This is a genomic window from Lonsdalea britannica (assembly GCF_946477055.1).
Taxonomy (GTDB): Bacteria; Pseudomonadota; Gammaproteobacteria; order Enterobacterales; family Enterobacteriaceae; genus Lonsdalea; species Lonsdalea britannica_A.
This window is the reverse complement of sequence record NZ_CAMKXG010000068.1, coordinates 1-14,119: the sequence shown is the minus strand read 5'-3', so window position 1 is coordinate 14,119 and position 14,119 is coordinate 1. Positions and strand designations below refer to the sequence as shown.

At 54.5% G+C, this 14,119-nt stretch carries 15 protein-coding genes and 2 pseudogenes; 7 read left to right on the top strand and 10 right to left on the bottom strand.

Features of this window, described 5'->3' with window-relative positions; genetic code table 11:
- The 5 genes and pseudogenes from Q7O77_RS06915 to oppF all read left to right on the top strand — a co-directional run.
- A pseudogene (locus tag Q7O77_RS06915) lies at window positions 1-176 on the top strand (oligopeptide ABC transporter substrate-binding protein OppA); the annotation flags it as partial.
- 82 nt (window positions 177-258) lie between these two features.
- Window positions 259-1,179, top strand: a complete 921-nt coding sequence (gene oppB / locus Q7O77_RS06910; protein WP_085651373.1) for an oligopeptide ABC transporter permease OppB — start codon at window positions 259-261, stop codon at window positions 1,177-1,179.
- Window positions 1,180-1,191: 12 nt separating this feature from the next.
- Window positions 1,192-2,100 (top strand): oligopeptide ABC transporter permease OppC, encoded by a 909-nt coding sequence (gene oppC / locus Q7O77_RS06905; protein WP_304164830.1) that lies wholly within the window; start codon window positions 1,192-1,194, stop codon window positions 2,098-2,100.
- A pseudogene (locus Q7O77_RS06900) lies at window positions 2,063-3,104 on the top strand (ABC transporter ATP-binding protein). Before oppC ends, Q7O77_RS06900 begins: the two are co-directional and overlap by 38 nt.
- Window positions 3,101-4,105: a murein tripeptide/oligopeptide ABC transporter ATP binding protein OppF gene (gene oppF, locus Q7O77_RS06895; protein ID WP_304164825.1), complete on the top strand. Its 1,005-nt coding sequence runs from the start codon at window positions 3,101-3,103 to the stop codon at window positions 4,103-4,105. The pseudogene Q7O77_RS06900 and the gene oppF overlap by 4 nt, the downstream one beginning before the upstream one ends.
- 159 nt (window positions 4,106-4,264) lie before the next feature.
- Here oppF and Q7O77_RS06890 read toward each other — a convergent pair whose 3' ends face one another.
- Both Q7O77_RS06890 and cls read right to left on the bottom strand, forming a co-directional pair.
- Window positions 4,265-4,588, bottom strand: coding sequence for an HI1450 family dsDNA-mimic protein (locus Q7O77_RS06890; protein WP_026739426.1), 324 nt, complete (start codon window positions 4,586-4,588; stop codon window positions 4,265-4,267).
- A gap of 55 nt (window positions 4,589-4,643) precedes the next feature.
- Window positions 4,644-6,104 (bottom strand): cardiolipin synthase, encoded by a 1,461-nt coding sequence (gene cls / locus Q7O77_RS06885; RefSeq protein WP_304164821.1) that lies wholly within the window; start codon window positions 6,102-6,104, stop codon window positions 4,644-4,646.
- A gap of 201 nt (window positions 6,105-6,305) precedes the next feature.
- Between cls and Q7O77_RS06880 the strand changes: the two genes are divergently transcribed.
- Entirely contained in the window at window positions 6,306-6,482 is a 177-nt protein-coding gene (locus Q7O77_RS06880; RefSeq protein WP_099045355.1) for a YciY family protein, read from the top strand.
- Here Q7O77_RS06880 and Q7O77_RS06875 read toward each other — a convergent pair.
- Both Q7O77_RS06875 and Q7O77_RS06870 read right to left on the bottom strand, forming a co-directional pair.
- The gene (locus Q7O77_RS06875) at window positions 6,470-8,227 is read right to left on the bottom strand and encodes a methyl-accepting chemotaxis protein (RefSeq protein ID WP_304164816.1); all 1,758 of its coding nucleotides are present in this window, start codon (window positions 8,225-8,227) and stop codon (window positions 6,470-6,472) included. The two genes, Q7O77_RS06880 and Q7O77_RS06875, sit on opposite strands and share 13 nt — an antisense overlap.
- Window positions 8,228-8,584: 357 nt before the next feature.
- Window positions 8,585-8,881, bottom strand: coding sequence for a YciI family protein (locus Q7O77_RS06870; protein WP_094117590.1), 297 nt, complete (start codon window positions 8,879-8,881; stop codon window positions 8,585-8,587).
- 192 nt (window positions 8,882-9,073) lie between these two features.
- On the opposite strand from Q7O77_RS06870, the gene tonB reads away from it, so the two are divergent.
- Complete coding sequence (tonB, locus tag Q7O77_RS06865; protein ID WP_304164812.1) at window positions 9,074-9,811, top strand: TonB system transport protein TonB; 738 nt, start codon at window positions 9,074-9,076, stop codon at window positions 9,809-9,811.
- A gap of 75 nt (window positions 9,812-9,886) precedes the next feature.
- Here the strand turns inward: tonB and yciA are convergent, their stop codons facing one another.
- The 6 genes from yciA to Q7O77_RS06835 all read right to left on the bottom strand — a co-directional run.
- A complete protein-coding gene (gene yciA / locus Q7O77_RS06860; RefSeq protein WP_026742465.1) occupies window positions 9,887-10,312 on the bottom strand; it encodes an acyl-CoA thioester hydrolase YciA in 426 nt (141 codons plus the stop codon).
- A 41-nt stretch (window positions 10,313-10,353) separates the two neighbouring features.
- The gene (locus Q7O77_RS06855; protein ID WP_304164809.1) at window positions 10,354-10,926 is read right to left on the bottom strand and encodes a septation protein A; all 573 of its coding nucleotides are present in this window, start codon (window positions 10,924-10,926) and stop codon (window positions 10,354-10,356) included.
- A gap of 163 nt (window positions 10,927-11,089) precedes the next feature.
- Window positions 11,090-11,842 carry a YciC family protein gene (locus Q7O77_RS06850; RefSeq protein WP_304164807.1) on the bottom strand — a complete coding sequence of 251 codons (753 nt, stop codon included), beginning with the start codon at window positions 11,840-11,842 and terminating at the stop codon, window positions 11,090-11,092.
- A 112-nt stretch (window positions 11,843-11,954) separates the two neighbouring features.
- Window positions 11,955-12,329 carry a YkgJ family cysteine cluster protein gene (locus Q7O77_RS06845; RefSeq protein ID WP_304164804.1) on the bottom strand — a complete coding sequence of 125 codons (375 nt, stop codon included), beginning with the start codon at window positions 12,327-12,329 and terminating at the stop codon, window positions 11,955-11,957.
- A gap of 469 nt (window positions 12,330-12,798) precedes the next feature.
- Entirely contained in the window at window positions 12,799-13,611 is an 813-nt protein-coding gene (trpA, locus tag Q7O77_RS06840) for a tryptophan synthase subunit alpha (RefSeq protein WP_304164802.1), read from the bottom strand.
- Window positions 13,611-14,119: pyridoxal-phosphate dependent enzyme (locus Q7O77_RS06835; RefSeq protein ID WP_304164800.1), on the bottom strand; the 509-nt coding region annotated here is incomplete at its 5' end. The genes Q7O77_RS06835 and trpA, both read right to left, overlap by 1 nt.

The following is a 14,119-nucleotide window of genomic DNA, read 5'->3' as shown; positions in this document are numbered from 1 at the left end:
AAGACAGAGCCGCATTTTATCATCAGGCGGAAGCGCAGCTGGACAAGGATGCGACGATCGCGCCAATTTTTTATTACGCCAATCTGCGGTTGGTTAAACCGTACGTCGGCGGATTGACCGGGAAAGATCCGCTGGACTACGTAAAAGTCAAAGATCTGTACATTATCAAACACTAAGCTCATTGCTGCCGCGCCAGCATGGGCGGCAGCCTTGCAATAATAAGAACCGCTTTTTTGACCGGTTTGATAGGTAAGGCCCATGCTTAAATTTATTTTTCGTCGGTGTCTGGAAGCGATACCGACACTCTTCGTACTCATCACCCTCTCTTTCTTCATGATGCGGCTTGCCCCCGGTAGTCCTTTTACCGGCGAGCGCAATCTCCCGCCGGAAGTCATGGCCAATATCGAGGCCAAATACCATCTGAACGATCCCATTCTCACGCAGTATGGGCACTATTTGGTGCAGCTCGCGCACGGGGATTTCGGACCTTCGTTCAAATACAAGGACTATTCGGTGAACGATTTGGTGCTACGCGCCTTTCCTGTATCAGCCAAACTTGGCGCCGCTGCGTTTCTGCTGGCGATCATTTTGGGCGTATCCGCGGGCGTGGTGGCTGCGTTAAATCAGAACGGGAAATGGGACTTTACGGTGATGGGATTTGCGATGACGGGCGTGGTGATCCCAAGCTTTGTCGTAGCGCCGCTACTGGTATTGGTCTTCGCGATCATACTGAAATGGCTGCCTGGCGGCGGCTGGAACGGCGGTGCGCCCAGATACATCATTTTGCCGATGGTCGCGCTTTCGCTCTCTTACATCGCGAGTATTGCCCGCATCACACGCGGTTCCATGATCGAAGTGTTGCACTCGAACTTTATTCGTACCGCGCGCGCGAAAGGATTGCCGATGCGCAAGATTATCCTGCGCCACGCGCTGAAACCGGCACTCTTACCGGTGCTGTCTTACATGGGGCCCGCCTTCGTCGGCATCATCACGGGGTCGATGGTCATAGAGACTATTTTCGGCCTGCCGGGTATCGGCCAACTGTTCGTCAATGGCGCGCAGAACCGAGATTATTCGCTGGTGCTGAGTCTGACCATTTTGGTCGGGGCGCTGACCATTTTGTTTAACGCGATTATTGACGTGTTGTACGCGGTAATCGACCCCAAAATTCGCTATTAAGTCGAGGCGCAGATGTTTTGGAATAAAAAAAATCGCGACGCGTTGGACCACTTTAGCGAACAGCTGGATGTGGAAGGCCGCAGTCTATGGCAGGACGCCCGTCGCCGTTTCATTCACAATCGCGCGGCGCTGACGAGCCTGCTGTTGCTGCTCCTGATCACGCTGTTTGTTGCGATCGCGCCGCAGTTTTCTTCGTTTAATTATGACGATACGGATTGGAACATGATGTCGGCCGCGCCGGATATGGCAAGTGGACACTATTTCGGTACGGACTCCTCAGGACGCGATTTGCTGGTACGCGTGGCCGTCGGCGGTCGGGTATCGCTGATGGTCGGCGTGGCGGCGGCGTTAGTGGCGGTCGTGGTAGGCACGTTGTATGGCGCGTTGTCCGGTTACATGGGCGGGGTGGTTGACTCGATCATGATGCGTATTCTGGAAATTCTGAACTCATTTCCTTTTATGTTTTTCGTGATCCTTCTGGTGACGTTTTTTGGGCAGAACATGCTCCTGATTTTCGTCGCCATCGGCATGGTGTCGTGGCTGGACATGGCGCGCATCGTCCGGGGACAGACGCTGAGTCTCAAGCGCAAAGAGTTTATCGAGGCTGCGTTGGTCGGCGGGGTGTCGACGCGCGGCATCGTTCTTAGGCATATCGTCCCGAACGTGTTGGGCGTGGTCGTGGTGTATGCCTCGCTGCTAGTGCCTAGCATGATCCTGTTTGAATCCTTCCTGAGTTTCTTGGGGTTAGGCACGCAAGAGCCTATGAGCAGTTGGGGCGCGTTGTTGAACGATGGCGCCAACTCGATGGAAGTGGCGCCCTGGCTGCTGTTCTACCCGGCGGGTTTCCTGGTGGTGACGCTGTTCTGTTTCAACTTTATCGGCGATGGCTTACGTGACGCCCTCGATCCGAAAGACCGCTGAGGAGAGGCGCGATGACGACAACGACACAATCCCGCGAACCGCTGCTAAGCGTCAATGACCTGCGGGTCGTCTTTGATACGCCGGATGGTGCGGCCACGGCGGTGAATGACCTCAATTTCTCGCTGTGTGCGGGCGAAACGCTGGGCATCGTGGGCGAATCGGGCTCCGGAAAGTCGCAGACAGCCTTTGCGCTGATGGGGCTACTGGCGGCTAATGGGAAGGTGAGTGGCTCCGCGCGCTTTGACGGACGCGAGATTCTTAACCTACCAGAATCTCAGCTTAATCGTCTGCGGGCCCAAGAGATCGCCATGATTTTCCAGGACCCGATGACATCCCTGAATCCTTATATGCGCGTGGGCGAGCAGCTGATGGAAGTCCTGATGCTGCATAAAAAAATGAGTAAACATGATGCTTTCGCTCAGTCGGTACAGATGCTGGATGCGGTGAAAATGCCGGAAGCGAAAAAGCGGATGCGTATGTTTCCGCATGAGTTTTCCGGTGGGATGCGCCAACGCGTCATGATCGCGATGGCCCTGTTGTGTCGGCCTAAACTGCTGATTGCCGATGAGCCCACGACAGCGCTGGACGTGACCGTGCAAGCGCAGATCATGACGCTGCTGGGCGAGCTACAGCAAGAGTTCAATACGGCCATCATTATGATCACCCACGATCTTGGCGTGGTCGCGGGGATCTGCGACAAAGTGTTGGTGATGTACGCCGGACGCACGATGGAGTACGGGCCTGCGCGCGATATTTTTTACACGCCGACGCACCCTTATTCTATCGGACTGTTGAATGCGGTTCCGCGGCTGGATGTCGAGAACGAAGTGCTGGCGACGATCCCCGGTAACCCGCCGAACTTACTGCGATTGCCGTTGGGATGTCCTTTCCAACCTCGTTGTCCGTACTCCCAGCCGGAGTGCGAACAGACGCCCGTGTTGACCGAATTTGAGGAAGGGCGGATGCGCGCCTGCTTCCGTCGTGTCGAGGAGGTGACGCTATGAGCTCGATAGAACAACGCAAGACGCTGCTTGAAGTCGATGGCCTGAAAGTCCATTTCGATGTCCGCAGCGAAAAACAGTGGTTCTGGCAGCCGCCCCAGAAATTAAAGGCGGTCGACGGCGTCTCTTTCCGTCTTTATGAAGGAGAAACGTTGGGGATCGTGGGTGAGTCCGGCTGCGGTAAATCTACATTGGCGCGGGCCATCATTGGGCTGGTTAAGGCCAGCGGCGGCAGAATCAGCTGGCTGGGGCAGGATCTGCAGGGATTTAACGACAAACAATGGCACGCTGTGCGCAGCGATATCCAGATGATATTTCAGGACCCATTGGCGTCGCTGAATCCTCGGATGACGGTAGGGGAAATCATCGCAGAACCGCTAAAGACCTATCGTCCGGGGCTTTCCCGTGCAGACGTCAAAGAGCGGGTCAAGACGATGATGAAAAAGGTCGGACTTCTGCCGAGTCACATCAACCGCTATCCGCATGAGTTTTCCGGCGGCCAATGCCAACGCATCGGCATCGCTCGGGCGCTGATTTTGCAGCCCAAGCTGATTATCTGCGACGAACCGGTTTCCGCGCTGGATGTGTCTATACAGGCTCAGGTCGTGAATCTGTTGCAGCAGTTGCAGCGGGAAATGGGGCTGGCGCTGATCTTCATTGCTCATGACCTTTCGGTCGTGAAGCATATTTCCGATCGTGTTCTGGTCATGTATCTGGGACATGCGGTGGAGCTCGGGACAGACAGCGCGTTATACCGCAATCCGCTGCATCCCTACACACGGGCGCTGATGTCGGCGGTGCCGATCCCGGACCCGGACAAAGAGCGCAACAAGCAGATTCAATTGCTGGAAGGGGATCTTCCATCCCCCATCAACCCGCCGTCGGGGTGCGTATTTTGTACGCGTTGTCCCATTGTCGGCCCCGAGTGCAGCCAAACGCGTCCGCAATTAGAGGGCGGGATTGAGCACGCGGTATCCTGTCTTAAAGTCGCGCCATTGCCGTAAGAAACGGTCTATTCAGTCGCGGTTGTACCAGCCTCTCCCTGTTGGCAGGGAGAGGCTATCGCCGCAGGCGATCTGTTATGAAGCAGAGTGGGAAAGAGGCTTAGGTCGCGGCGACGTTGGCGGCCTGATTCAGGCCGGAGTGACACTGAAAAGGGGGGATTACGCTTTCCACAAAATGTGGCACAGCTTATGGTCTTTTTCGCGGCAAATCAGCACGCGAGCAAACACATCATTAATTTCCGCATCTTCGCTTTCGGCCAGGCCGATCACGACTTCGCAGAAAAAGTCCGGATTCAGATCGAAATCGACGTGATCCTGCCAGTCTTCTGCCGGGTCAAACAGTTCGGCGCCGCCGCGCTCTTCAAACTGCAGGTTAAACAGCAAGACGTCAGCGGGGTCGAGATTATCCGGGGCTAACTCCAGAAAAATGTCATATGCCTGCTCCAGCGCTTCATCTTCGGTCAGGCGGTTATTTAAATCCATGAGACAGTCCTATTCATCCACAAGGCGTGTTATTAGACCATGAAGGGCACGGGGTTTACAGCAGCGGGCTGAAAAAGTAGAACAGGCGTTCAACAATGCGCTGCCAATAGGGCCGCTTCTGCCATTTCCCTTCGTCCAGCAGGCGCGAGCGGGCGATGTAGTCGTCCTGCACACAGGCCAAATCGTTGCCGAAGTCCGCATCGTCAATCACCATCGTGATCTCAAAATTGAGCCACAGGCTGCGCATGTCGAGATTGACGGTGCCGACCAAACACAGTTGATCGTCGACGAGGACGCTTTTGGTATGGAGCAACCCGCCCTGGAACTGATAGATTTTCACCCCGGCGCTGAGCAGTTCGCTGAAAAAGGCTTTACAGGCCCATCCCACCAGAACCGAATCGTTTTTGTGCGGCACGATGATACTGACGTCTACGCCTCGTTGCGCCGCCGTGCAGATAGCGTGCAGCAGATCGTCGCTTGGAACGAAGTAGGGCGTCGTCATGATCAGACGGCGGCGGGCGGCGTAAACGGAGGTCAACAGCGCCTGATGGATCATGTCCTCGGGGTAGCCGGGCCCGGAGGCAATGACCTGAATGGTATGACCGCTCTCTTGCTCAAACGGCATGATGTTGACGTCCGGCGGCGGCGGCAGCACGCGTTGGCCGGTCTCCATCTCCCAGTCACAGCTGTAAATCACACCCATCGTCGTGGCGGCGGGCCCTTCCGCGCGGACCATCAGATCAATCCACTGGCCGACGCCAGCTTCCTGCTTGAAGTAGCGAGGATCGACCATATTCATGCTGCCGGTATAGGCGATGCGGTTGTCGACCAGAATGACCTTGCGGTGCTGGCGTAAATCCATCCTGCGTAGGAATGCACGGAAAATATTGACCCTCAGCGCTTCAACCACCTCAATGCCCGAGGTACGCAGGATGTCCGGATACGTGCTGCGCAAAAAGGTTCTGCTACCCGCGGAGTCCAGCAGAATACGGCAGTGGACGCCTCGTTTCGCCGCCGCCTGCAATGCGGCCATGACCTCATCGACGAGCCCGCCCTGTTGCCAGATATAAAACACCATTTCAACATTGTTGCGCGCGAGTTCAATATCGCGCACCAAAGCTTTGATGGTGTCTGGAAAGGAGGTGATGAGCTGCAGCTGGTTGCCTTTGACGCCGGCGATCCCCTGACGCCGCTCGCAGAGTTGAAACAGGGCGCTCGCGACTTCACTATTTTCGGTGGCGAAAATTCGGCTGTAACTTTTAAGTTCTCGTAGCCACTTTGCGGTGGAGGGCCACATTTTGCGAGCGCGTTCGGCGCGTTGTTTACCCAGATGCAGTTCGCCGAAAGACAGATAGGCGACGATGCCGAAAAGCGGAAGGATAAAAATTACCAGCAGCCAGGCCATGGCGGAGGGAACAGTCCGTCGTTTCATCAATATGCGCAGCGTGACGCTGGCGATTAACAGCCAATAGCTGAATACCAACATCCAGCTCAATACCGTATAAAAAGTTGTCATGGCAAAGCGCACCGTTCCCTTCAGCGAATGCTTATCAGCAAAGTGTACGCATAGTTGACCGAAAGAGGAAATGTCTTGAGTCTGAATAGAATAGGCGACGACTGACGGCAATACGGGGCGAAAAACGCAAAGGCGACTTGGATGATGCGGTCGGGGGCGTATAATGTGCGGCGTTCCGCTTTCTGACAAAAAGAGTCTTTCATGAAACGCAGCCCTAACGAAGTCAGCCGCTGGCGTATGCAACGCCAGGTTCAGCGCCGCCGACGCCGCTGGCTAGAGGCCCAGTCCCGCGGCTATCGTCATATCCACTCCGCTCGCTATTTACAGCAGAAGAAACAGCGCCGTGCGCTGCTCTACGCTGTCGCCTACGAATGGTAATCCGCTGACGCGATCGGGCTTTTCACCGACAAAGCGCTAACGCTGGCCAGAGGCTTTGATGAATGGCTGTTGGCCATAACGCTGGCATCCGACAACGCGTGTCGTTCTGGGGCGGAGGGATCCACCTCATCCTGCGAGGGTTCCGGCAAACGGAATACCGAGACGGCACCGTTTAACTGCTCTGCCTGCTGTAGCAACGACGTAAAGATTTCTGCGGACGCGGCGACCTGTCCGGCATTTTGCTTCACGGATTCATTTAACGAGCCAATGCGATGCGTGACCTCGTGAATGCTGTGGTTCTGTTGCTGGGCAATCGCCGTTATCTCATTCAAAAACGAACTCGTTTCTCTCGCTGCGCAAATAATGTTCTGCAAGCTGTCATTGAGTTGATTAACCCGCTGCGCACCGCTGGATACGCTCTGATCCGACTGACTGATCAGGGCGTTAATGTTTTGCGCCGAGTGGCTGCTTTGCGACGCCAACGTGCCGATTTCACGCGCGACAACGGCAAAACCTCGTCCTTGAATGCCCGCCCGCGCGGCTTCGATTGCGGCATTGAGTGACAGGATATGCGTCTGGAAGGCGACATTGTCGATCAGGCTGATGACATCGGTCATTTGCTGGCTGCGATCGGATATCGCTCGCATGGCGACCTTGACGTCGTCCATCATTTTTTCGCCTTTCCCGGCGATATGGCTGGTTTCTTCGGCGTGTCTGCTGGCTTGTTGCGTATGCCGCTCGTGTTTTTCCAAATGTTGGTTGAGTTCTTCAACGTGTTCTGTCGCCGCGCGCAGTTCTTTGAACTGACATTCGGCCTGCGTTGATAGTTTTTGGTTGTCGTCATTGGCCTGAGCAACGTGGCCCAACATCGTTTCCATTCCTTCGCGGACTTGATCGATCAGGGTGACCAGTCCGGTCTGCATCACGATAATGCTCTGACTTAACTGATTAATCTCCCGTGCAGTGCGTCCACTTTGCGTCAGCGGTTGAGAAAGGTCGCCTGCGGCAATGTTTTGGAGATGCTGGTGGATATGGTGCAGCGGTCGGACGATCAGGCGCGTCACGCCGGACCACACCAGCGCCGCAATCACCAGCAGGGCGGCAAGCACCGCGATAAACACGGTTTGCGTCCGGTCCAACTGACCGATCAACCGCTGAGCGGTTTGCTGCTGACGTTGATCGCTGTCCTTGAGATATCGGGCATAACTTTGGGTGAACATATTTTGATAAGCCTGAATGGGCACCGCAAAGAAAATATCGATTTCGTTGGTCTGTTTAATCCCTTGCGCTAACTCAACCAGACCGTCGTAAAGCTGCTGATAATGGGTGGTCAACTCGGAAAACGCCGAGTCGCGCTGGTCGGAAGGCACCGCGTTCATTAACTGCTGATAGTGCGACTTCGCCAGTTTTAATGAGGTTTCGGCTTCTTCCATCAGGCTCTGCCAGCTGCCAACGGATCCACTCTCCTTATCATAAAGCAGGTAAATGCCCGCCCGGTTGAGTTTATCACTGGCGTTCATGACCTCCATGCGGGTCTGATCCATCAATGCCTGTTGTTGTCCCTGAATATCCTGTGTGTGACTGCCTTGCTTTACCTGTGTCACGGTCTGCGAGAGGACGCCGATGGACAGCAGTTGCAGTAGGGAGAATAAACCGATGATCAAGATCAGGCCGGAAAGAAAGCTGGGGCGGAACTGCGACAGTCTGCGGAATAGTCCGTTATGTTGTGATAGGCGCGCTGCCATAGATGAAAGGTCTCTTCAATGAAAAACGATAGGTATCGCCACCGTACCATTGCTTAATGACCAAATTATTTCAGAGAGTTAGCATTGCTTCACGCGTGATAATCTGCCGTTTGATAAGAGATACAGGGCTTGTCGCTGTAGATATCCCGAGACAATCAATGAAAAACTTGAATCATCAGGTGACGTTGTCACTTAAAGGCGGCTTCTTCAGGCTATCGCGATATTGGTATATCAGGCTGGTGAGGGAAAGCTGAAATTAACGGAATATCCCACAGGTTTGATGACGTCAGCTCGTCGCAGGCGTTCATCAGCGTTGTGGGATTTTCGCGCTGAAAATCGAATCAAAGCATGGGTCGATTAGAATACCTGCTTATACGGTTTGACGATGACCTGCTGATACACGCCTGCGGCGACATAGGGATCGGCATCCGCCCAGCTTTTGGCTTCCGCCAGGGAAGGGAATTCGGCAATCACCACGGAACCGGTGAAACCGGCGCTGCCCGGATCGTTGCTGTCTACGGCCGGTAGCGGACCGGCAGTGAACAAACGACCCTGATCGCGCAGCGTTTGCAGGCGTGCAAGATGGTCTGGACGCGACGCCTGACGTTTTTCTGAAGTGCCTGCGGCGTCAGTTGAAAAGATAACATAGAACATATTGACCTCTATCATTGTCGGGAAGCGTTTTGTTTGTTCATCTTACGGTATGTCAGGAGAAGGGCAACCCTTTGAGTTTGCAAATGAATGTTTCTGGATTTGGGTTTATTTTTACAATTAGAAGGCTTCATGTTGAATATGATTGCTATTTGCATTTAAACTTGATGCGGCCTGAGAGGACACCGTAATACTATGCCGCAAAAAAAGAATTTCCTTACCCGCCGTTATTCATGGCCTGTGATCGTTTCCGTGGCATTTCACGGTTCTTTAATCGCAGCCATGCTTTATGCTTCGCTTAACCGCTCGGCGACGGTGCAGCAGGCGCCACAGCCTATTACCATGACGCTGGTTGCTCCGGCGCCGGTTGATGCCGCGCCTGCGCCTCAGCCGGAAAGCGCGCCGACGCCGCCCCAGCCTGAACCTGAACCCGAGCCTGAAATTCAGCCGCCGGAGCCTGTACCCGTTCCCGTTGCGGTTCCTGAACCCAAGCCGCAACCTAAACCGAAGCCCAAACCGCAGCCGAAACCCAAGCCGGTGAAGAAAAAGGAAAACCCGAAGCCGGTTGAAGAGCCGAAGGAATCGCCTTTCACCAGCAATGAACCGACGAAGGCGCCTAACAACGCCCCGGTTCGTCAGGCGCCGGTAGCCAGTGCGCCCGTGAGTGGCCCTCTGCCGTTAAGCCGCACGCAGCCGGAATATCCAGCTCGCGCCTTTGCCCTGCGGGTAGAAGGCCGGGTGAAGGTTCAATTTGATATCGATGGGTCGGGGCGCGTTAGCGACATCCGTATCCTGTCTGCCGAACCGAAAAATATGTTCGAGCGAGATATCCGTCAGGCGATGCGGAAATGGCGATATGAAGAGAACAAGCCATCTAACAATCTGGTGGTGACGATTGTCTTTAAAATCAACGGCGGGGCGGCGATGGAGTGATGCGAGAGCCTATCTGTGCGTTGTGAGGTTTAATGAAAAACGGGCACCTGAGGGTGCCCGTTGTCTAACTAATGATTAAAGGTTTTCTGCGGTAAAATGGCTTTTCCCCTCAGGCAGTTCCCGTGATTTTCCTGCTTCGTCCACCGCCACATAGGTGAACGACGCTTCTGTCGCCCGGTAACGTTGGCCGATGGGCTCGGAAGATACTTTCTTCACCCAGACTTCAACGTTGATATTAATGGAGCTGCGGCCGGTCTTCAGACAGCGCGCATAACAGCAAACCACATCGCCCACCGCCAGCGGTTTTAAAAAGGTCATGCCGTCGACACGCACGGTCACCACGCGGCCGTGAGCGATCTCTTTGGCCAGAATAGCGCCGCCGATATCCATTTGCGACATGATCCAACCGCCGAAAATATCGCCGTTGGCATTGGTATCGGCAGGCATCGCCAGGGTGCGTAACACCAGCTCCCCGTGGGGTAAAAAGTCTTGGTTGCTCATAAATGGTTCAATACATCATCCAGGTAAGGTGTTGTTAAAATTCAAGGATGGTGGTCGTTCTCACTGTTCTCTTCCGCCGCTTTTTTGTCTGCGGGTAAATGGCGGTAGAGGTAGACCCCACAGAGTAAGGTAAATACCAATGTAGCACCGGTCAATCCAAAAACTTTGAAGTTTACCCAGGTGCTTTGCGGCAGTCGGAACGCGACATACACATTCGCCAGCCCACATAGGAAGAAAAAGGCCGCCCAGGCGACATTGATTCGCGCCCAAACCTGCTGGGGCAGCGTGATTTCTTTCCCCAGCATTTGCTGAATCACGTTTTTCTTCATGGCGAACTGACTGACCAGCAGAATTAATGCGAACAGGGTGTAAATCACCGTCACCTTCCATTTGATGAACTCATCATTATGGAAAGCCAGCGTTAGCGTCCCGAATATCATCACCATCGCAAACGTGACCAGCATCATTTTTTCGATTTTGCGGTAGATAAACCAACTCACTGCCAGAGCAAGCGTGGTCGATACCATCAGCGCGCCGGAAGCGACATAAATGTCATAAAGCTTATAAAAAACGAAAAACACCACCAGGGGAAGAAAATCAAGAAGTTGCTTCATCAAGGGATTCCATACTTATGATGCATTGATGAAAGCCAGCCAGCGGCTGGCGCTCAATGCGTATTATCGCCGCTCCCGGTGTGAATGCGTCTGTCAGATCGTAATAATTTGCAGTTAATTACAATCGTACGCAGCGTTAAAACGCCGGGAGGACGAGCCGGTCTCAGTTACGCAGCAGCATATAGAGACGGAACAGATAAATGAGCAGTAGTGCAGAAATAAAGTTGCTCAGGCCGTTGATGACGATAGCCATTACCGTCGGCGCCGCCAACGGAAGACGCGCGACCAGCAGCAGCAGAACCACTTTAGCGACCAGCCACAGCATCACAGCTGGCGCGGTGATGCGGAAATTGGCGAAGACCAGTTTGCTGCTGTAACGCATGGAAGCGAAGATACCGTGCTTTTCCGTCGCGCTGATCACTGGCGCTAAACTGAGCGCGATCGCCAACAGGACTCCCGGGACAATCAGAAACAACATGCCTAACTGAATCAGCAGGGTGCAGATCAGGACCAGCAGTAGAAGCCGCGGTAAAATCGGCAGCGATGCGCCGATGGCCCGCAATGCGCTGGTCGGCGTGCCAGCAGAGACCATCTGAATCAGCAGCAGTAAACCGCCAATCAGTAACGTATTGCCCACCAGAGAGGCAAACGTGCCCGCCGCAGAGGCTTTTAACAAGACCATTTGCTGCTCAGGGGACATTTGCTGAATGAGATCGCTAAGACCCAGCTGTTCGCCTGCGGAGAGGTCGATATTCGAATCGTTGAGTATTTGCAGTTGTTCACTTCCCGGAGTAAACAGATGCCCCAAAACAACGGTAATAAGCGATGCCAGCAGCGACAGCAGGAGAATGCTGACGAATTGGTTACGCGTGAAATTCATTGTGTCACGGTACAATGTACTGGCCGTGATAGGCATGACAACTCCTTGGCAAAAAGGTTAGCGATAAAACTCAGTCGTTAATCGCTAATTGTAACCGGTTCGGCAAGACAGTGGCACCCCGACAGCGACCTCAACTATCTAATTCTTTTTATTCCAAACTTTCTTCAACCTGCGGGATCACATCGCCGAGCGTCAGCGGCGGCATGCCGTAATGGGCACGCGCCCGATCGCAGGCGTCATTGGGACGTTGGTTTTCTCCTGACGCCGCGAATTCGCGACAGGGCGAAGGGCGGTTGGCATAGATGCTGCAGCTAACGGACTCGCCGATAGTGCCGTTTAACGCAGAACAGCGCGGGGTCTTGCTGTTGGTACCCTGCATGCACCGCAAGAACGGCGTCAACGGTTCTGACAGTTCAACCGGAACCTGACCCGCGGCATCGTTGCCTTCGGCCCAATAAAACGACACACGAAAATAACCGCAGCAGGCACCGCACTGCATACACGGATTCACACTTTCTGCCATCGAATCATCCCACGGTCTACGACCGATTAAATTTGGGTTAAGAATAAAAATCTACTGCAGAATCGGGAAATTGGGCAGGGGGATTTTTGTGCAAAGCACGTTCTGTCTCTTTATGACGTGCGTCGTTAAATCAGTCCGTGATTGATGTCGGGTTGCGCAACGTTGGCGGGGTTAGCCGTGGGTAACGAATGACTCATGGCCAGCCATTGAACGCCAGTTAAAACGATGTGATGGGTTCAGGGCCAACGGTAGCCATCTGACGATCAGTCTGCGGAGGCCGTGTGATATCGGTATGTCGGCAATAATGCCTCCGTTCTCACTTCGGAATGCGCTCGGTTAGCCGCTCACATTTGGCAGGGAGAGGGCAAAGAGCGTGAGAAAATGGCAGAGCTTAATGAAAAAATCAGGGCAACGTGATGGACGTTGCCCTGTGGATCGTTTTCCCCAACGCGAGGGGACGTAATATCGCTTAACGCGGCTGGCGGGTCGCCGCTTTCATCCGGCTGACGAATTCGCCCAGATGTTTCAGCATGTCTTCCGGCTGCTGCTGATATTGCTCGATGATTTTCACGATGGCGGAACCGGAGATCGCCCCGGCAGCTCCCGCTTTCAACGACTGCTCAACCTGAGAAGGTTCAGAGATACCAAATCCCTGCAGCGGCGGCGCCGCGTGGTACTCGGTCAGTTTGTCGATGAGGTGATTCAGCGGTAGCTCGGCACGGTTTTCAGAACCGGTCACGCCCGCACGTGAAAGCAGATAGGTGTAGCCGCGGCCGAACGAAGCGATAGCGCGCAGCAGATCGTCATCCGCATTCGGCGGACAGATGAAAATCGGCGCGACTTCATGACGCATCGCCGCGGTGCGGAACGGTGTCGACTCTTCCAGCGGTACATCCGCCACTAGTACGGAATCCACGCCGACCTGCGCGCAGCGCTCGTAGAAAGCATCGATGCCGTTATTGAACACCAGATTTGCATACATCAGCAGTCCGATGGGCAGTTGCGGATACTTCTGTCGAACGGCGGCCAGAATGTGAAAACAGTGGTCCGGCGTGACGCCCGCTTTCAACGCGCGCAGGTTGGCGCCCTGAATGGTTGGGCCGTCTGCCAGCGGGTCGGAAAACGGGATACCCAGTTCCAGCGCGTCAGCGCCGGATTCGACCAGCGTGTCGATGATGCGCAGCGACATCTCAGGAGAAGGATCGCCCAGCGTGATGAAGGGAACGAAAGCGCCTTCTTTTTTCTCTGCCAGACGTCGAAACAGTGCGTGATAGCGTTCCATTACACCTCTCCCCGAGCTTTCAAAATGTCATGTACTGTGAAAATGTCTTTGTCGCCGCGGCCAGACACGTTGACGACCAGAATCTGTTCTTTTTCGGGGTCGGCCTGCATGATTTTCAAGGCATGAGCCAGCGCGTGCGAAGACTCAAGCGCAGGAATGATGCCCTCATGGCGGGACAACGCTTTAAACGCATTCAGTGCTTCATCGTCGGTAATCGACACGTAGTCAGCGCGGCCAATGCTATTGAGGTAAGCATGCTGCGGCCCGACAGACGGGAAGTCCAGTCCGGCGGAGATCGAATAGGACTCTTCAATCTGACCTTCCGCCGTCTGCATCATCGGCGACTTCATCCCAAAGTAAATCCCAGTGCGTCCGTGTTTCAGCGGCGCGCCGTGCTCTCCGCTCTCAATGCCGTGGCCGGCAGGTTCGATACCGATAAGTTTGACTGACGGCTCGTCGATAAAGTCGGCGAACATACCGATAGCGTTGGAGCCGCCGCCCACGCAGG

Excerpts from the sequence above, each read along its gene's own strand:
- oppB (WP_085651373.1), top strand. The coding sequence starts at position 259 with ATGCTTAAATTTATTTTTCGTCGGTGTCTGGAAGCGATACCGACACTC.
- oppC (WP_304164830.1), top strand. The coding sequence starts at position 1,192 with ATGTTTTGGAATAAAAAAAATCGCGACGCGTTGGACCACTTTAGCGAA.
- oppF (WP_304164825.1), top strand. The coding sequence starts at position 3,101 with ATGAGCTCGATAGAACAACGCAAGACGCTGCTTGAAGTCGATGGCCTG.
- Q7O77_RS06890 (WP_026739426.1), bottom strand. The coding sequence starts at position 4,588 with ATGGATTTAAATAACCGCCTGACCGAAGATGAAGCGCTGGAGCAGGCA.
- cls (WP_304164821.1), bottom strand. The coding sequence starts at position 6,104 with ATGACAACTTTTTATACGGTATTGAGCTGGATGTTGGTATTCAGCTAT.
- Q7O77_RS06880 (WP_099045355.1), top strand. The coding sequence starts at position 6,306 with ATGAAACGCAGCCCTAACGAAGTCAGCCGCTGGCGTATGCAACGCCAG.
- Q7O77_RS06875 (WP_304164816.1), bottom strand. The coding sequence starts at position 8,227 with ATGGCAGCGCGCCTATCACAACATAACGGACTATTCCGCAGACTGTCG.
- Q7O77_RS06870 (WP_094117590.1), bottom strand. The coding sequence starts at position 8,881 with ATGTTCTATGTTATCTTTTCAACTGACGCCGCAGGCACTTCAGAAAAA.
- tonB (WP_304164812.1), top strand. The coding sequence starts at position 9,074 with ATGCCGCAAAAAAAGAATTTCCTTACCCGCCGTTATTCATGGCCTGTG.
- yciA (WP_026742465.1), bottom strand. The coding sequence starts at position 10,312 with ATGAGCAACCAAGACTTTTTACCCCACGGGGAGCTGGTGTTACGCACC.
- Q7O77_RS06855 (WP_304164809.1), bottom strand. The coding sequence starts at position 10,926 with ATGAAGCAACTTCTTGATTTTCTTCCCCTGGTGGTGTTTTTCGTTTTT.
- Q7O77_RS06850 (WP_304164807.1), bottom strand. The coding sequence starts at position 11,842 with ATGCCTATCACGGCCAGTACATTGTACCGTGACACAATGAATTTCACG.
- Q7O77_RS06845 (WP_304164804.1), bottom strand. The coding sequence starts at position 12,329 with ATGGCAGAAAGTGTGAATCCGTGTATGCAGTGCGGTGCCTGCTGCGGT.
- trpA (WP_304164802.1), bottom strand. The coding sequence starts at position 13,611 with ATGGAACGCTATCACGCACTGTTTCGACGTCTGGCAGAGAAAAAAGAA.